This is a genomic window from Pseudomonas sp. LBUM1666, from assembly GCF_059695775.1.
Genome location: NZ_CP166789.1, coordinates 5,149,989 through 5,167,370 on the forward strand (window position 1 = coordinate 5,149,989; position 17,382 = coordinate 5,167,370).

Consider the following 17,382-nt stretch of genomic DNA (forward strand, 5'->3'; position numbering starts at 1 on the left):
TCGTCAAGGGGGTTAGCTGGCCGTCACCGCCAGACATTCCACTTCTACCCGCGCGTTCTCGACCAACTTGCCGGCAAACGTCGTACGTGCTGGCAAACGATCCGCCGGAAAGAAACTGCGATACACAGCACTCATGGCGGAAAAATCCCTTATGTCGGCAAGGATGACCGTGCACTTGGCTACATGAGCCAGGGACGAACCGTTGCGTTGCAGCGCGGTACGCAAGTTCTCCATGGCCTGGGTCGTCTGCGGGCCGATGCCGCCCTTCACCAGTTCGCCATCAGCCCCGAGGCCGAGCATGCCGGAAAAGTAAAGGGTCTCGCCCACCTGTACCGCATCGGAGAATGGCAGACCTTCCTCATTCGGAAAGTAGCGTGGTGAGTCTGGTGCTGCGGGTGGCAAATAACGCTGGGTAATCGCCTGGTACTGGCCATTTTGCTTAAGACGCTCAAGCGCCGCATTCAGGTTATCGCGCAGCAGGGTATCGGTTTTTCGCACAGCCATGGCCACGCCACTGCCCAGCATCGGGTCCTTGAGCGCCGGACCGACAAAATCGAAACCTTGTCCCTGAGGCTGACTTAAAAGCGCCTGGGTGATTTCAATCGAGTCTTGAAGGGTCGCGTCGAGCTCACCCGTCAGCAGGCTGGCGACCAATTGGTTGTTGAAATTGAAACTGCGCACCGTCACCCCGGCTGCCGCCCAGCGAGCCTTGGCGAAAGCCTCGCGACTTGTGCCCGCAAGGACGCCGACACGCTTGCCTTTGAGTGATTGAACCTCCGGTTGAAGATTCGCCCCTTTGCGCGCCACCAGACGGCTGCTCAGGGGGTAAAGATTATCGGTGAAATCGACCCGTTCTCGACGCGCCGATGTTGCCGTCATCGGCATGATCACGTCGAAACGGTTGGCTTCAAGGGCGTGAATGTTGGTCGCGTAATCCTGATCAACCCAGACACAGCTGGATTTGAGTTCGGCACACAGTGCATTGCCCAACTCGACGTTCAATCCGACCAGCTCACCCTTGTCGTTACGGCTCTCGAACGGCGGAACCAGCGCTTCGACACCGAAACGGATCTGTGGATCGGGCGCAAACGACATGCAGCCAGTGGTCAGGACCACTAGCGAAAGGAGAGAGAGGGGTTTTACCAGAGACATTTTGGCGGCCTTCATCAAAAATTCACGGGCATGAATCTTCGACGAGTGGCCACCGACTTTCCCAGAGGGCGAATCGCTCATCCTTGTGGGAACTGTCTCAATGACAGGAAGAACAATTACCGCTCAACAAAACGCCTGACAGTCAGCGTTTACCCATTGAGCGACGAGTGCCAGGAGGCGCTGCGCCGGGGGTCTTGGTATGGCCGTTCTTGGCGCCGTTCTTGTACCAGGGCTGGCTGGCGTTCTTTGCTGCAGCCAGGTCGCCCGGTTTGAACGGGAACTTGAACGCCGGGATCTCGGCTTTGGTTTCGCTGTCTGCGCTGGAGTCGACGCTGTCTGGCAGGTCTGCCTGGTCGTCGCTCAAAGCGTCGGCAACCGGCGGTTGTGTCGGGGAAGTCATGAAAGCTCCGGGTGATGCATAGAGTCGGGCCCGGTCAGCGAGCCGCGAAAGGCGGCAGTATACCTGTCTCGGGAGCCGCAAGCTTCAAGCCGTAAGCGAGTCCGTCGGGTTTTGTGGGAGGGGGCCAAATTTGTAACACTAATTTCTCGCTGCTACGATCGGTGCCCCCGATACCTGCTGAAAAAGGACTTCTCATGCGCCCTGTTAACGCCCTCGCTATCACCCTGTTGTTGTCGCCTCTCACTGCCTTGGCCGATAACACTCCCCTTGCCCAGTTAAAAGCGTACGAGGTCCCCCCGGCCTGGCTAACCCCGATTGCGCCCGTCCAAATCAGCGACAACGTCTGGCAAATCGGCACTGCCAGCCTGACCGTACTGCTGATCAAAACCAAAAACGGCGCGGTTCTGATCGATGGGGGGATGCCGCAACAGGCGAACCTGATCCTCGACAACATCAAACGCTTGGGAATGGATCCGACCGATGTGCGTTTCATCCTCCACAGCCATGCCCATACCGATCACGCGGGCCCTCTAGCCGCTTTGCGTCGGGCCACCGGTGCCACGTTGGTGAGCAACGCCGAATCTGCTGTGCTGCTACAACGCGGCGGTGCGGGTGACTTGCATTTTGGCGATGCCCTCACCTTCGCTCCGGTGCACACCGACCGCTTGGTACAGGACGGCGAGTCCATCAGTCTGGGCGACATGGCCTTCACCGTGCACTTCACCCCTGGCCATACGCCGGGCAGCATGAGCTGGACCTGGACGGACACGCGCGAAGGCAAACCGCTGCGTATCGCCTATGTCGACAGTCTTAGCGCGCCCGGCTACAAGCTTGCCAACAATTCGAGCTATCCCCGGCTGATAGAGGCATTCCGACAGAGCTTCACGACTATTCGTACCCTGCCCTGCGACTTGTTGCTGACGCCACACGCCGAGGCCAGCGGCTGGGACTACTCCAATACTGCCGCCTCCCACCGCGCGCCGCTGACCTGCGCCGCCTATGCGGATGCATCGGAGGGCAAGTTTGATCAACAGCTGGCGCAAGAATCCGCGGCACACTGATCACATGTCCGGCATCGGGCAGTGCCAGTTAAAAACTGTTACCTATGTGCTTGAACTGATTTGTTTCCTATGTGGGAGAGTCATACCGCTTCGCCGCCATCAAGAACAATCTGCCTGCCCACAAAAACCAGAGACAAAACTGACAGCGCCGTCAGTTAGCAGTCACTTTCCTGACGGGCTAAGAGGTTTATAAAGGAAGGTATAAACCTGACAAAACCCCGACCACTTAGCCCGGCGCCTCACTCGCATGCGAATTCAGAAAAAAACCGCCTTGATCGCAGGTCTGCTGATTGCCTTGGCAGCGCTGGGCGCGTGGTACCTCACCAAACCCGCCACGGCAAAACTGGCCGCTCCGACCGCCATCCCGGTGCGGGTCGTCAGCGTCACCGAAAAAGACGTCCCACGCTACATCAGCGGCATCGGCTCGGTGCTGTCGCTGCACAGCGTGGTAGTGCGTCCGCAAATCGACGGCATCCTCACCAAAATCCTGGTCAAGGAAGGCCAACTGGTGAACAAAGGCGACCTGTTGGCCACCATCGATGACCGCTCGATCCGCGCCAGCCTCGACCAGGCACGGGCGCAATTAGGCGAAAGCCAGGCGCAATTGCAAGTCGCGCTGGTCAACCTCAAGCGCTACAAGCTATTGAGCGTGGACGACGGCGTTTCCAAACAGACTTATGACCAGCAACAGGCGTTGGTCAACCAACTCAAAGCCACCGCCCAAGGTAACCAGGCCTCGATCGACGCCGCTCAAGTGCAGCTCTCCTACACACAGATTCACTCCCCGGTGACCGGTCGCGTCGGTATTCGCACGGTGGACGAAGGCAACTTCCTGCGTATGACCGACGCTCAAGGCCTGTTCACGGTGACCCAGATCGACCCGATCGCCGTGGAGTTCTCCCTGCCCCAGCAAATGCTGCCGACCCTGCAGGGGCTGATCAACGATCCGGAAGATGCTCAGGTGAAGGCCTACATCGGCGCCGATACCGACGGCGAAACCGGCAATCTGCTGGGTGAAGGTCATTTGACCCTGATCGACAACCAGATCAACGCCAACACCGGGACCATTCGCGCCAAAGCTGAATTCAACAACCCCAGGCAGAAACTCTGGCCGGGCCTGCTGGTGACGGTAAAAATCCAGACAGCGCTGGAAAAAGATGCGCTGGTGGTGCCGCCTACAGTCGTACAACGCGGGCTTGATCAACATTTCGTGTACCGGGTCAACGGCGACAAGGTCGAGACCGTCACCGTACAAATGGTCTATCAAGGCAGCGGCCAGGACATCATCAAAGGCGTTAAACCGGGCGACGTGCTGGTCAGCGACGGCCAGTCGCGGCTCAAGCCCGGTTCGACGGTGCACGTAGTGACTGACCCACCGCAAGTGGTCCAATCGGAGCCCAAACCATGAAGGGTCATGGCTCGATCTCTGCCTGGTGCATCGATCATCCGGTTGCGACGATTCTGCTGACCTTTGCACTGGTGCTGCTCGGTGTCATCGCCTTCCCGCGCCTGCCCATCGCACCGTTGCCGGAAGCAGAATTTCCGACCATTCAGGTGGCCGCGCAATTGCCCGGTGCCAGCCCGGAGACCATGGCTTCGTCGGTGGCCACGCCGCTTGAAGTGCAATTCAGCGCCATCCCCGGCGTGACCCAGATGACCTCGAGCAGCGCCCTTGGCTCGACCATTCTGACCCTGCAATTCACCCTCGACAAAAGCATCGACACCGCCGCTCAAGAAGTTCAGGCAGCCATCAACACCGCCGCCGGCAAACTACCGAAAGACATGCCGACCTTGCCGACCTGGAGGAAGGTCAATCCGGCCGACAGCCCGGTGCTGATCCTCAGCGTCAACTCGACCCAAATGCCCGGCACCGAACTCAGCGACTTGGTGGAAACCCTGCTCGCCCGTCAGATCAGTCAGATCGACGGCGTAGGACAAATTAACATCACCGGCCAGCAACGTCCGGCGATCCGCGTTCAAGCCTCGGCTGACAAACTGGCGGCCATTGGCCTGACGCTGGCGGACATTCGTCTGGCGATCCAGAGCACCAGCCTCAACCTGGCTAAAGGCGCGTTGTACGGCGAGTCGAGCATCTCGACGCTGTCGACCAACGACCAGTTGTTCCATCCTGAGGAATACAGCCAACTCATCGTTTCCTACAAGGACGGTGCCCCGGTTCACCTCAAGGATGTCGCCAAAGTCGTCAACGGTTCGGAAGATGCCTACGTGCAAGCGTGGGCTGGTGATAAGCCTGGGGTGAACCTGGTGATTTCCCGGCAGCCGGGCGCCAACATCGTCGAAACCGTGGATCGCATTCAGGCCGCCTTACCCGGCCTCGAAGCCATGCTGCCGGCTTCGGTGCAGGTCAAGGTGCTGGTCGACCGCACCCAGACCATCCGCGCCTCGTTGCATGAAGTGGAAATCACCCTGCTGATCGCGATCATGCTGGTGGTGGCGGTGATGGCGCTGTTCCTGCGCCAATGGTCGGCGACCCTGATCGTGTCCGCCGTGTTGGGTGTTTCGCTGATCGCCAGTTTCGCCCTGATGTACATCATGGGTTTCAGCCTGAACAACCTGACGCTGGTAGCGATCGTGGTGGCCGTGGGGTTTGTGGTCGACGATGCGATTGTGGTCGTGGAGAACATTCACCGTCACCTTGAGGCTGGTGACGGCATGCGCGAGGCGGCGATCAAGGGTGCCGGCGAGATTGGTTTCACCGTGGTCTCCATCAGCTTTTCGCTGGTGGCGGCGTTTATTCCGTTGCTGTTCATGGGCGGCGTGGTCGGGCGGCTGTTCAAGGAATTTGCCCTGACCGCCACCTCGACCATCATGATTTCGGTGGTGGTCTCACTGACTTTGGCGCCGACGCTCGCCGCGCTGTTCATGCGTGCACCGGTGCATCACGCCCACAGCAAACCTACGTTTGGCGAACGCTTGCTGGCAGGCTATGAAAAACTTCTGCGCCGCGCCCTCGCCCACCAGAAATTGATGATCGGTGTGTTCTGCCTGTCGCTGGGGCTCGCGATTGCCGGTTACATCTTTATCCCCAAGGGTTTCTTCCCGGTGCAGGACACCGGTTTTGTCCTCGGCACCACCGAAGCCGCTGCCGATATTTCCTACGGCGACATGGTGAAAAAACACCTGGCGATGGCCGAAATCGTCGCCGCGGATCCGGCGGTCGCGGCGTTTTCCCACTCGGTCGGCGTCTCCGGCAGCAACCAGACCATCGCCAACGGTCGCTTCTGGATCTCCCTGAAAAAGCGCGGCGACCGCGACGTCTCCGCCAGCCAGTTCATTGACCGGATTCGCCCGCAACTGATGAAAGTCCCGGGCATCGTGCTGTACCTGCGCGCCGGCCAGGACATCAACCTCAGCTCCGGCCCGAGCCGCGCCCAGTACCAATACGTGCTCAAGAGCAACGACGGCGCGACCCTTAGCACCTGGACCCAGCGCCTCACGGAAAAACTGCGCAGTAATCCGGCGTTCCGTGACATTTCCAACGACCTGCAACTGGGCGGCAGCATCACTCACATCAGCATCGACCGCAGCGCCGCCGCGCGTTTCGGCCTGACCGCCAGCGATGTCGATGAAGCGCTGTACGACGCCTTCGGCCAGCGGCAGATCAACGAATTCCAGACTCAGATCAACCAGTACAACGTGATTCTGGAACTGGATACCAAGCAGCGCGGCAAGGCTGAAAGCCTCAACTATTTCTACCTGCGCTCGCCCCTGAGCGGGGAAATGGTGCCGCTGTCGGCGCTGGCCAAATTCGATGCGCCCACCGTCGGTCCGCTGTCCATCGCCCATGATGGCATGTTCCCCGCCGCCAACCTGTCGTTCAACCTGGCGCCCGGTGTAGCGCTGGGCGATGCGGTGATCATGCTCAACCAGGCCAAGGCCGAAATCGGCATGCCGGCCGCCATGAGCGGCAACTTCCAGGGCGCGGCCCAGGCGTTCCAGAGTTCGCTGGCCAGCCAACCATGGTTGATCTTGGCGGCGCTGGTGGCGGTGTACATCATTCTCGGCGTGCTTTACGAGAACTTCGTCCATCCGCTGACCATCATCTCGACGCTGCCGTCGGCGGGGCTCGGCGCTGTGATCATGCTGTGGATTTGCGGGCAGGACTTTTCGATCATGGCGCTGATCGGGCTGGTGTTACTGATCGGGATCGTGAAGAAGAACGGCATCCTGATGATCGACTTCGCCCTCGAAGCGCAACGCAAGGGCGGGCTGCCGCCGGAAGAGGCGATCTACCAGGCCTGTATCACCCGCTTCCGGCCGATCATCATGACCACCCTCGCCGCCCTGCTCGGCGCGCTGCCATTGATGCTCGGTTACGGCACCGGCGCCGAATTGCGCCAGCCATTGGGGATCGCGGTGGTCGGCGGCTTGCTGGTGAGCCAGGCGCTGACGTTGTTCACCACTCCGGTCATATACTTGTGGCTTGAGCGGCTTTTCCATCAGCCCAAACCAGCTCCGATGCCGGCGCTGTCGACCACAGACTGAGGCGGGGTCATGCGCGTTCTGATTATCGAAGACGAAGAAAAAACCGCGGATTATCTGCACCGCGGCCTGACGGAACAGGGTTACACCGTGGACCTGGCGCGCGATGGCGTTGAAGGCCTGCACCTGGCGCTGGAAAGCGACTACGCGGTGATCGTCCTCGACGTCATGCTGCCGGGCCTCGACGGCTTCGGCGTACTGCGCGCGTTGCGTGCGCGCAAGCAAACCCCGGTGATCATGCTCACCGCCCGCGAACGTGTGGAAGATCGCATCAAAGGCCTGCGCGACGGTGCCGACGATTACCTCGGCAAACCGTTTTCCTTTCTGGAACTGGTGGCGCGCCTGCAAGCGCTGACCCGCCGCAGCGGCGGTCACGAACCGGTGCAGGTGAGCATCGCCGACCTGTGGATAGATTTGATCAGCCGTAAAGCCACCCGCGCCGGTACGCGCCTGGACCTGACCGCCAAGGAGTTCTCGCTGCTCAGCGTACTGGCGCGCCGTCAGGGTGAAATTCTTTCGAAAACCGCCATCGCCGAAATGGTCTGGGACATCAATTTCGACAGCGACGCCAACGTGGTCGAAGTCGCGATCAAACGCTTGCGGGCCAAGCTAGATGGGCCGTTCGACGAGAAACTGCTGCACACGATTCGTGGTATGGGTTATGTGCTGGAGAGCCGTGGTGTCCAGTAATTCGATTGCCCTGCGCCTGAGCGGGATGTTCACGCTGGTGGCGCTTTTGGTGTTTTTGTTGATCGGTTGGGCGTTGTACCAGCAGGTCGATAAAGGCTTGGGCCTGTTACCCGAGGCGGAGCTGGACGCGCGCTACAGCGTGCTCGAATCCACCGTCGGCCGTTACGGCACGCCTGAGCATTGGGTGAAGATCAACAACAAGCTCAAGCTGCTCGGCGAAGAAGACAAGCGCATCAGTTTCTGGATCATCAGCGGTGATCCGCACTACGAATACGGCAACCTGACGCCGCAGATCCGCGCCTTTGCCGAAGGTCCGCTGGGCATGCGCGACTTGAAACTGCCGGATCAGCCTTATCCGCTGAAAGTGCTGGTCAGTCAGTTCCCGGCCAAGGATCAACGCCCGCCGTTGCGCTTCATGATCGGCATCGACACCGAGACGTTTTTGCAGACTCAGCACCATTTGCTGATTGCCCTGATCAGCCTGGCGATCATCGGCGTGTTGCTGGCGTCGGCCCTCGGTTATTGGGTGGCGCGGATCGGTCTCAAGCCGCTGATCAAGTTGTCTCAGGAAGCCCAGCGACTGACACCGCCGTTGTTGTCCGGTCGCCTGCAACTGTCGCCGCTACCACCGGAACTGAATCAGTTCGTCAATTCGTTCAACTCGACACTGGAGCGGGTCGAACAGGCTTACTCACGCCTTGAGTCGTTCAATGCGGACGTGGCCCATGAACTGCGCTCGCCCCTGACCAACCTGATCGGCCAGACCCAAGTTGCGCTGACTCGCGGGCGATCCGCCGAACACTACTTTGAAGTGCTGCAATCGAACCTTGAGGAGCTTGAGCGGCTGCGCTCGATCATCAACGACATGCTATTCCTCGCCAGCGCCGACCAAGGCAGCAAAGCCACCAAACTGACCTCCACATCGCTGGCCGATGAAGTGGCCACGACCCTGGAGTATCTGGATTTCATCCTTGAAGACGCGCAGGTTCAGGTGCAAGTCAGTGGTGACGCGCAGGTGCGGATCGAGATTGCTCATCTGCGCCGGGCGTTGATCAACCTGCTGAGCAATGCGGTGCAGCACACCGAGCCTGGCCAGGTGATTGAGGTGCGGATCGAGGTTGAGGAGCATCAGGTCAGCATCGGGGTTGCGAACCCAGGGTCGCCGATTGCCGGCGAGCATTTGCCGCGGTTGTTTGAGCGTTTTTATCGGGTCGATGCGTCGCGCAGCAACAGTGGCAACAACCATGGGTTGGGGTTGGCGATCGTCAAGGCGATTGCGTTGATGCATGGCGGGGATGTGTTTGTGCGCAGTGATCACGGCATGAATACGTTTGGGATTCATCTTCCCGTCTGACAGAGTTCGACTCGAGATCCCCCTCACCCTAACCCTCTCCCAGAGGTAGAGGGGACTGACCGAGTTGTTCTTGGAGCTACATCGACCTGAACGCCCGAGCCGAACTCAGGTTCGAAAACTACGAAGATCGGCTCCCTTTCCCCCTCTCCCCTGTGGGGCGGTCCGACGTTTCGGGAGGGTTGGGGTGAGGGGGGGCCCTTTCGCAACAACGCAAAGCGCCACTGTTGCTTTAAGCGCAACAGTCCTTTCATGAATCCACTCTTTTTCCCCTCTCCAATCCCCCTTATCGTTGCCGCACCAAACAGCACTTGCCAAGCAAGAAGGTTTTAAAGATGTCCAACACTATGGGTATTGCCAGCGCTTTCGTTTTGTCCTCTTTGTTTCTGTCTCCGTTCGCCATCGCCGAAGAATCGCAGACGTTCGTCGCGAAAAATTCCGCACGCGCTGCTGCATTCGAACAGCATCAGAGCGAAATGACGGCCAAGGCTCAGGAAGCTGCGCAAACCCCTCAAGCATCAAGCACTCAAGCCCAGCCACGGATTGAGAAAGACAGCTGATTGTTAAGTATCGCTTTGTTTCCCTCGACACTTTTCATCGGCTCTTCCCTTTGAAAAGTTGTCTTCAAAGCCGCTGCTATCAGCGGCTTTTTTTCGTTGTGGTTTTAAACAGCTTCAGTTCGTCTCTCCTAACAAGAAACATTTTGAGTCTCAATACAATGAGGCTCTTAGTTGACCCAAGGAGCCTTACCGCTAGTGCGTTTCCCTCTTAGATTCAGCCCGTTATTCATTGCAATTACTGCAACGGTGGCGCCTGCTGCTCACGCCGTAGATGACTCAAACGCCGAAGGTTTCGTTGAAGGATCGAGCCTCAACCTCAACGCCCGTAACTACTACATGAACCGCAACCGCCTGCAGCAGGCGGATGACAACATTGAATGGGGCCAGGGTTTCCTCGGCACCTTCGAATCGGGTTACACCCAGGGCACCGTCGGTTTCGGCGTTGACGCCCACGCCATGCTCGGGCTCAAGCTCGACGGCGGTGGCGGTACCGACGGGTCGAGTATCCTGCCGATCAGCGATGGCAACGGCAAAGCGCCAGGTTCGTTCTCGACGGCGGGCGGCACGCTGAAAATGCGTGCCTTCGATACCGAACTGAAGGCCGGTGACTTGTTTCTCACCAACCCGGTGATCGCCGGCGGGGAAACCCGCATGCTGCCCCAGACCTTTCGCGGCGTCAGCCTGACCAACCACAGTCTCGACGGCTGGATGATTGAAGGTGGCCAGGCGAGTTTCACCAAGCCTTACAACCAGAGCGGACACACCCGAATCGGCACGTCCTACGGCAGCCTGGCCGACGGTGACGAAAGTAAGCACCTGAATTGGGCCGGCGTGGCCTGGAGCGGCCTGCCGGGGTTGACCAGCAGCCTCTATGCTTCCGAACTCAAGGACATCTGGAACCAGTACTACTACGATCTGGACTACACCTACGCGCTGAATGATCTGGTCAGCCTCAACCCGGGCCTGCACGCCTATCACACGCAAGATACCGGCGATGCGCTACTGGGCCACATCGACAACAACACCTACAGCCTGCATTTCACCGTCGGTGTGGGTAACCACAGCGTTACCGCCGCGTACCAGCGGGTCAACGGCAACACGCCGTTCGACTACATCAGCCAGGGCGACAGCGTCTACCTCGACAATTCCCAGCAGTATTCGGACTTCAACGGCCCGAACGAACGCTCATGGAAACTCAAGTACGCCTACGACTTTGTCGGGCTCGGTCTTCCCGGTCTGACCTCGGCGGTCTCTTACTCACGAGGTGAACTGGACTTGACCAAGGTCGATCCGGACAGCCCCGGTTATGCCTCGTGGTACAGCGCTGATGGCAAAAACGCCAGGCACTGGGAACGCGACATTGATCTCAAGTATGTGGTTCAGGGCGGCAAGGCCAAAAACCTGGCGCTGCGCCTGCAATGGGCGACCAACCGTGGAGGCAACGGCTACGGCGCGCTGGATCAGGACACCGATGAATACCGGGTGATCGTCGACTACCCGCTCAATGTCTTCTAAGCTTCAATAAGTAAAAGGCCAGCATGTTTTGCTGGCCTTTTTTTTATCCGGGATTTATACAGGCGCTCCGCACACAAACGGTTTCTGGGATTCTGCCTGAGTCTTGCAAAACACTTTCATAACGCCTCATTAGCAGAAGTCAGAACCATGAGTGTGAGCAGTGCACCATCTCACCATCCGATCCGGTCGACGCGATCGGAGCGGCTTCTGGTTCTCGGCAGTTTGCTGCTGGTGATTGCAATTCTGAGCATCGTGGCGTTCCTGCTCATTCGCGAACGCGCCAATGCTGAACAGTCTGCCACTCGTGCAGCAACCAACATCGTGCAGTTGATTGACGCCGACGTGCTACGCAACGTCGAACTCTATGACCTGTCCTTGCTCGGATTGATCGCTGCCTCGCAGCGCGAAGACCTCAAGAGCGTTTCCCCTGCCATCCGCCATCTGGCCTTGTTTGACCGTGCCACTGCCGCGCCGTACAAGGGCGACATTTTGTTGCTGGACAACAAGGGCGACGTGATCGCCGACTCGGCCTCGGTAGAGCCCAGAAAGGGCAATTTTGCTGACCGCGAATACTTTCAGTCGCACGTGAACAATCGCGACCCGAGCATGCTCATCAGCCGTCCCTTCCGTTCCAGACAGCCTGAACATGAATGGCGAATCAGCTTCAGTCGCCGGGTCAGCGGCTCACAGGGCGAATTTCTTGGCGTGGCCGAAGCCGCCATGCGCTTGAGTTATTTCGATCAACTGTTCAACAGCTTGAGCATCGGTCGTGACAGCTCGGTCAACCTGATCAGCTCGGACGGGATTCTTCTGGCTCAGGAACCCCGCCTGGCCGAAGAGCTTATTGGCAAGGACTTCAGCAACCGCCCCAACTTCCAGCGCATCGTCAAAGAAGGCAACGGCAGCTTCACCGGTGCTTCAAGCCGCTATAAGGACAAACGCCTGTACACGTTCTCCAAGGTGGGCAACTTGCCGTTGATCGTCATCGTTGCACTGTCCAGTGATGAAGTGTTTGCCTCGTGGAAGCGCACGGCGGTGGTGGTTAGCGTTGCGACTATTGCGCTGTGCATCAGCTTGCTCTGGCTGACTTGGCTGCTCAGCCGGGAACTGCGCCTGCGCCACAACGCCGAACAGGAACTGGCGCAACTGGCGGCCACCGATGCCTTGACCGGCCTGGCCAACCGCCGAACGCTGGATCAGGTCCTGCGTCATGAGTGGTTCCGCGCTCAACGTTCCGGCCAGCCATTGTCGCTGCTGATGATTGATGCCGACCACTTCAAGGCCTTCAACGATCGACATGGGCATCAGGGTGGCGATGATGCGTTGCGCTCGGTGGCCAAAGTGATCTCCGACAATGTGCGGCGACCAGCGGATCTGGTCGCCCGTTACGGCGGCGAAGAGTTTTCGGTGATTCTCGCGGAAACAGACAGCCAGGGTGCGCAACAGATTGCCGAACACATCCGCGCGACAGTGGAGCAATTGCCGCTGATGGCAGGTGCCGAGTCGCCGATTACTGTCAGTATCGGTATAAGCACCTGGACCACATCCGCCGAGATCAATCTGGAACAGCTATTGTATGCAGCGGACAAGGCGCTGTATCAGGCCAAGGAAAGTGGGCGTAATCGGGTGGTCGCTGCCAATTGAGGCCTTTCCCGCAGGCATAAAAAAAGGCCACCCGAAGGTAGCCTTTAAAAAACTAGAGAGGTTTTTTACTTACACGGCCGCAACTGGACGCATGTAAGAGATCGGTGCACTGCTGGCGTCTTCGAAAGTCACGACTTCCCAAGCATCTGTCTGCTCAATCAACTTGCGCAGCAGCTGGTTGTTCAATGCATGTCCGGACTTGAAGCCCTTGAACTCACCAATCAGGCTATTGCCCAACAGGTAGAGGTCACCAATTGCATCGAGGATCTTGTGCTTCACGAATTCGTCTTCATAGCGAAGGCCGTCTTCGTTCAGTACACCATCCGCGTCGACCACAATAGCGTTTTCAACGCTGCCGCCGAGTGCGAGGTTGTGCTTGCGCAGGTACTCGATATCACTCATGAAACCAAAGGTACGGGCGCGGCTGACTTCTTTTACAAACGAAGTGCTGGAAAAATCCACGCTTGCACTTTGTGTGCGGTCACGGAAAACCGGGTGATCGAAATCGATCTCGAAGCTCACTTTGAAACCTTCGAAAGGGACGAAAGTGGCGCGCTTGTCGCCGTCTTCCACTGTCACTTCCCGCAGGATCCGGATGAACTTCTTGGCGGCGTCCTGTTCTTCCAGGCCGGCCGATTGGATCAGGAATACGAAAGGTCCAGCGCTACCATCCATGATCGGAACTTCAGACGCGGAGAGCTCGACGTAGGCGTTATCGATGCCCAGGCCAGCCATGGCCGAGAGCAAGTGCTCCACCGTATCCACTTTGGTGTCACCACTGACCAATGTGGTCGACATCGTGGTTTCACCAACGTTTTCCGCGCGGGCAGGGATCTGCACCACAGGGTCGAGATCGGCACGAACAAACACAATGCCGGTGTCGATAGGTGCGGGCTTGAGGGTCAGGTATACCTTCTCCCCGGAGTGCAGGCCTACACCTGTAGCACGGATAATATTTTTCAGTGTGCGTTGTTTAATCATGGCTTGGGCCGCTTCAGCGCAAATTGCGAACTGGTATCAACAAAGGCTGGCGATGATAGCAGACCAGACCTTTGCTGAACACCAATCACCTTCATAGCCCTGATACATTCCATTAATCGGCCTGACGACGCAGGAAAGCCGGGATGTCCAGATAGTCTAGATCATCTTGCGGATTCATCTTCGCGGCAGTCGCAGCACCGGCCTGAGCCTGGTTGCGCATGACGGTCGGACGGTCCAGGTCACGGTAGTTCACAGCAGGCGCTTCCTGACGCGAAGGCGCTTGTTGCTGCGGCTGCGATGCCACGGACGTGTGCATGGTGTTGTCGATAACCTTCACAGGCTTCTCGATTTTCGCGCCCAGACCCGTGGCAACCACGGTCACGTGCAGTTCGTCGCGCATGTCCGGATCGATAACGGTACCGACCTTGACCATCGCGTGCTCGGAAGCAAAGGCTTCGATGATGCTACCCACGTCGGAGTACTCACCCAGGGACAGGTCAGGACCGGCGGTGATGTTCACCAGGATGCCGCGTGCACCTTGCAGGTTCACGTCTTCCAGCAACGGGTTGCGAATGGCCGCTTCGGTGGCCTCACGTGCACGGTTCGGACCGCTGGCGCAGCCAGTGCCCATCATCGCCATGCCCATTTCGCTCATCACGGTACGCACGTCGGCAAAGTCGACGTTGATCATGCCCGGACGCTTGATGATGTCGGAGATACCGCGAACGGCACCGGCCAGTACATCGTCGGCCTTGGCGAATGCGGACAGCAGGCTTGCGTCCTTGCCAAGGATGGTCAGCAGCTTCTCGTTGGGAATGGTGATCAACGAGTCGACGCTTTCAGACAGCAGACGGATGCCTTCATCGGCGATCTGCATGCGCTTTCGGCCTTCGAACGGGAACGGACGAGTCACCACCGCAACGGTGAGAATCCCCATTTCCTTGGCCACTTCAGCAATGATCGGCGCAGCACCGGTACCGGTACCACCGCCCATGCCAGTGGTGATGAACACCATATTGGTGCCCTGCAGGACTTCGGCAATGCGCTCACGATCTTCGAGAGCGGCCTGACGACCTACTTCAGGGTTGGCGCCAGCGCCGAGACCTTTGGTCACGCCGGTGCCCAGTTGCAGGATGGTCCGCGCGCCGATGCTTTTCAGCGCTTGGGCATCAGTGTTGGCGCAGATGAATTCAACGCCTTCAATGTTGCTCTTGACCATGTGGTTGACGGCGTTGCCGCCGCCTCCGCCAACACCGATAACTTTAATAACCGGGCTTGCGGGGATGTTGTCTACGAGTTCGAACATTTTCCCTCTCCTTTCATTTCTCTAGTTTTTTCGCCTACTGCCTGTATCTACAACGGTGCTGCGGTAAATCTTTAGAAGTTGCCTTGTACCCAGCTCTTGAAGCGATCGAGCAAGGCGACTTTCGGCTCTTCATTGCTGTAGCTGTCGCGGCTGCTGATGCCCGAGAACGAAATCCCGTCGGACTGCTTCTGCAGGCCGTACATCAACAGGCCAACGCCGGTGGAATAAATCGGGTTGCGGACCACATCGTCCAGGCCCTTGACGCCATGCGGCACGCCCAGGCGGACCGGCATGTGGAAGATTTCTTCGGCCAGTTCGACCGCGCCTTCCATTTTCGACGTACCACCGGTCAGCACGATGCCGGCCGGGATCAGGTCTTCGTAGCCACTGCGACGCAGTTCGGCCTGGATCAGCGTGAACAGCTCGTCGTAACGCGGCTCGACCACTTCGGCCAGGGCCTGACGGGACAGCTCGCGCGGTGGACGGTCGCCGACGCTTGGGACCTTGATGGTTTCACCGGCACCGGCCAGTTTGGCCAGGGCGCAGGCGTAGCGAATCTTGATTTCTTCGGCGTACTGGGTCGGGGTGCGCAACGCCATGGCGATGTCGTTGGTCACCTGATCGCCCGCAATCGGGATTACCGCGGTGTGACGGATCGCGCCTTCGGTGAAGATCGCGATGTCGGTGGTGCCGCCACCGATGTCCACCAGGCACACGCCCAGCTCTTTCTCGTCGTCGGTCAGGACCGAGTAGGCCGAAGCCAGTTGCTCGAGAATGATGTCGTCGATTTCCAGGCCGCAGCGACGCACGCATTTTTCAATGTTCTGTGCGGCGTTGACGGCGCAGGTGACTACGTGAACCTTGGCTTCCAGACGTACGCCCGACATGCCCAGAGGCTCACGAACACCCTCCTGGTTATCGATCACGTAATCCTGCGGCAGGGTGTGCAGCACGCGCTGGTCAGCCGGGATTGCCACGGCCTGGGCGGCGTCGAGAACTCGCTCGAGGTCGGCGGAGCTGACCTCGCGATCACGAATCGCCACGATGCCGTGAGAGTTCAGGCTGCGGATATGATTGCCAGCCACGCCGACGAACGCCGAGTGAATGCGGCAACCAGCCATCAGCTGCGCCTCTTCGATCGCGCGCTGGATCGATTGCACGGTGGACTCGATGTTCACCACCACGCCTTTTTTCAGGCCACGGGATGGATGGGTGCCGATCCCGACGATTTCCAGCGTGCCGTCGTCCGAGACCTCGCCGACCAGCGCCACCACCTTGGAGGTGCCGATATCGAGACCGACGATCATTTTGCCGCTTTGCACGTTTGCCATGGGTCCTGCCTCTTCTTAATTCTTCGCGACAGCGGGTTGGGCCGTCGTGGGCGCTACAGGTTCCCGCCAGCCAACAGCGAGGCCGTTGGCGTAGCGCAGATCGATGCGCGCAATGTTCGTAATCTGTTCTTTAAGCGTCTTGTCGTAGATGGCAATGAAGCGGCGCATCTTTTCCAGCAGGTTGCCGCGTCCCAGCAACAGTTCGATTCCCGGGCCTGCGCTGCCGGCGCCGGTGGTCAGGAACCAGCTGCCTCGGTCACGCAACTCCAGGCGCGCAATCGAGAAGCCCAACGGCCTGAGCATCTGGCTCAGCACCTGGTATTGCTGCATAACTTGCTGTTGGGCCCGTTGTGGGCCGAACAGCTGTGGCAAGTGTTCGTAGTTTGCCAGCTCCCGCGGGGTGAACGCCTGTCCCTGGTTGTTCAACAGCGCTTCATCGCCCCAACGGGCCACCGGCAGTTGTTCTTCCAGGCGAATCACCACTTGATCCGGCCACACCCGACGCACTTCGGCGTGGGCAATCCATGGCATCGTTTCAAGCTCGGTACGCATGCTCTCCAGGTCAATGGTGAAGAAGCTCGACGCCACGTAGGGGGCGATCCGCTGCTGCACCGCTTGCTGGCTGATGTAACTCAAATCGCCCTGCACGTTGATCTTGGTGATCGGCCGGTCGGCGTACGGCAACAAACGCTGCGCGCCTTCGTAAGTGCCGAAACCCAGCGCTACCAACAGCACTGGCCAGAACAGGCTTTTCAGAAAACCAAAATTGGCTTTCGGCAGGCGCGCAGACATCGGCTCTTTGGCCACCATTCGGCTGGCACCCCGCGGCACCGGCTTGCGGCCAGGTGGTGCGGAGGGCTGATGTCTCAGCTGTGCGCCTTGCATGGT

14 protein-coding genes are annotated in these 17,382 nt (G+C 58.9%); 8 read left to right on the forward strand and 6 right to left on the reverse strand.

Annotated features, from left to right (window positions below):
* Positions 1 to 12: 12 nt before the first annotated feature.
* Both ACA056_RS23690 and ACA056_RS23695 read right to left on the reverse strand, forming a co-directional pair.
* Entirely contained in the window at positions 13 to 1,152 is a 1,140-nt protein-coding gene (locus ACA056_RS23690; RefSeq protein ID WP_497268191.1) for a transporter substrate-binding domain-containing protein, read from the reverse strand.
* 142 nt (positions 1,153 to 1,294) lie between these two features.
* Positions 1,295 to 1,552, reverse strand: a complete 258-nt coding sequence (locus ACA056_RS23695) for a hypothetical protein (protein WP_008147542.1) — start codon at positions 1,550 to 1,552, stop codon at positions 1,295 to 1,297.
* 194 nt (positions 1,553 to 1,746) lie between these two features.
* Between ACA056_RS23695 and bla the strand changes: the two genes are divergently transcribed.
* From bla to ACA056_RS23735, 8 genes are all read left to right on the forward strand, one after another.
* Complete coding sequence (gene bla, locus ACA056_RS23700) at positions 1,747 to 2,613, forward strand: subclass B3 metallo-beta-lactamase (protein ID WP_497268193.1); 867 nt, start codon at positions 1,747 to 1,749, stop codon at positions 2,611 to 2,613.
* A 247-nt stretch (positions 2,614 to 2,860) separates the two neighbouring features.
* Positions 2,861 to 4,021 carry an efflux RND transporter periplasmic adaptor subunit gene (locus ACA056_RS23705; RefSeq protein WP_497268195.1) on the forward strand — a complete coding sequence of 387 codons (1,161 nt, stop codon included), beginning with the start codon at positions 2,861 to 2,863 and terminating at the stop codon, positions 4,019 to 4,021.
* Positions 4,018 to 7,119 carry a multidrug efflux RND transporter permease subunit gene (locus ACA056_RS23710; RefSeq protein WP_497268197.1) on the forward strand — a complete coding sequence of 1,034 codons (3,102 nt, stop codon included), beginning with the start codon at positions 4,018 to 4,020 and terminating at the stop codon, positions 7,117 to 7,119. The genes ACA056_RS23705 and ACA056_RS23710 overlap by 4 nt, the downstream gene beginning before the upstream one ends.
* A 9-nt stretch (positions 7,120 to 7,128) precedes the next feature.
* The gene (locus ACA056_RS23715) at positions 7,129 to 7,806 is read left to right on the forward strand and encodes a heavy metal response regulator transcription factor (protein ID WP_007916978.1); all 678 of its coding nucleotides are present in this window, start codon (positions 7,129 to 7,131) and stop codon (positions 7,804 to 7,806) included.
* On the forward strand, positions 7,796 to 9,160 hold the full coding sequence (locus tag ACA056_RS23720; protein ID WP_497268199.1) for a heavy metal sensor histidine kinase: 1,365 nt from the start codon (positions 7,796 to 7,798) through the stop codon (positions 9,158 to 9,160). The genes ACA056_RS23715 and ACA056_RS23720 overlap by 11 nt, the downstream gene beginning before the upstream one ends.
* 332 nt (positions 9,161 to 9,492) lie before the next feature.
* Positions 9,493 to 9,717, forward strand: a complete 225-nt coding sequence (locus tag ACA056_RS23725; RefSeq protein ID WP_497268201.1) for a hypothetical protein — start codon at positions 9,493 to 9,495, stop codon at positions 9,715 to 9,717.
* A 195-nt stretch (positions 9,718 to 9,912) separates the two neighbouring features.
* Positions 9,913 to 11,232 (forward strand): OprD family porin, encoded by a 1,320-nt coding sequence (locus ACA056_RS23730; protein ID WP_497268203.1) that lies wholly within the window; start codon positions 9,913 to 9,915, stop codon positions 11,230 to 11,232.
* Between the two features lie 147 nt (positions 11,233 to 11,379).
* Entirely contained in the window at positions 11,380 to 12,876 is a 1,497-nt protein-coding gene (locus tag ACA056_RS23735; protein WP_497268205.1) for a diguanylate cyclase, read from the forward strand.
* Between the two features lie 69 nt (positions 12,877 to 12,945).
* Here the strand turns inward: ACA056_RS23735 and lpxC are convergent, their stop codons facing one another.
* The 4 genes from lpxC to ACA056_RS23755 all read right to left on the reverse strand — a co-directional run bounded on the left by lpxC (position 12,946) and on the right by ACA056_RS23755 (position 17,379).
* Positions 12,946 to 13,857: a UDP-3-O-acyl-N-acetylglucosamine deacetylase gene (lpxC, locus tag ACA056_RS23740; protein ID WP_497268207.1), complete on the reverse strand. Its 912-nt coding sequence runs from the start codon at positions 13,855 to 13,857 to the stop codon at positions 12,946 to 12,948.
* Between the two features lie 112 nt (positions 13,858 to 13,969).
* Positions 13,970 to 15,163 carry a cell division protein FtsZ gene (gene ftsZ, locus ACA056_RS23745; protein ID WP_033061342.1) on the reverse strand — a complete coding sequence of 398 codons (1,194 nt, stop codon included), beginning with the start codon at positions 15,161 to 15,163 and terminating at the stop codon, positions 13,970 to 13,972.
* 71 nt (positions 15,164 to 15,234) lie between these two features.
* Positions 15,235 to 16,494 carry a cell division protein FtsA gene (ftsA, locus tag ACA056_RS23750; protein WP_033061341.1) on the reverse strand — a complete coding sequence of 420 codons (1,260 nt, stop codon included), beginning with the start codon at positions 16,492 to 16,494 and terminating at the stop codon, positions 15,235 to 15,237.
* A 15-nt stretch (positions 16,495 to 16,509) separates the two neighbouring features.
* Complete coding sequence (locus ACA056_RS23755) at positions 16,510 to 17,379, reverse strand: cell division protein FtsQ/DivIB (RefSeq protein WP_497268210.1); 870 nt, start codon at positions 17,377 to 17,379, stop codon at positions 16,510 to 16,512.
* Between the last annotated feature and the right edge of the window lie 3 nt (positions 17,380 to 17,382).

Coding starts and splice junctions, on each gene's coding strand:
- ACA056_RS23690 (WP_497268191.1), bottom strand. CDS start 1,152: ATGTCTCTGGTAAAACCCCTCTCTCTCCTTTCGCTAGTGGTCCTGACC.
- ACA056_RS23695 (WP_008147542.1), bottom strand. CDS start 1,552: ATGACTTCCCCGACACAACCGCCGGTTGCCGACGCTTTGAGCGACGAC.
- bla (WP_497268193.1), top strand. CDS start 1,747: ATGCGCCCTGTTAACGCCCTCGCTATCACCCTGTTGTTGTCGCCTCTC.
- ACA056_RS23705 (WP_497268195.1), top strand. CDS start 2,861: ATGCGAATTCAGAAAAAAACCGCCTTGATCGCAGGTCTGCTGATTGCC.
- ACA056_RS23710 (WP_497268197.1), top strand. CDS start 4,018: ATGAAGGGTCATGGCTCGATCTCTGCCTGGTGCATCGATCATCCGGTT.
- ACA056_RS23715 (WP_007916978.1), top strand. CDS start 7,129: ATGCGCGTTCTGATTATCGAAGACGAAGAAAAAACCGCGGATTATCTG.
- ACA056_RS23725 (WP_497268201.1), top strand. CDS start 9,493: ATGTCCAACACTATGGGTATTGCCAGCGCTTTCGTTTTGTCCTCTTTG.
- ACA056_RS23735 (WP_497268205.1), top strand. CDS start 11,380: ATGAGTGTGAGCAGTGCACCATCTCACCATCCGATCCGGTCGACGCGA.
- lpxC (WP_497268207.1), bottom strand. CDS start 13,857: ATGATTAAACAACGCACACTGAAAAATATTATCCGTGCTACAGGTGTA.
- ftsZ (WP_033061342.1), bottom strand. CDS start 15,163: ATGTTCGAACTCGTAGACAACATCCCCGCAAGCCCGGTTATTAAAGTT.
- ftsA (WP_033061341.1), bottom strand. CDS start 16,494: ATGGCAAACGTGCAAAGCGGCAAAATGATCGTCGGTCTCGATATCGGC.
- ACA056_RS23755 (WP_497268210.1), bottom strand. CDS start 17,379: ATGCAAGGCGCACAGCTGAGACATCAGCCCTCCGCACCACCTGGCCGC.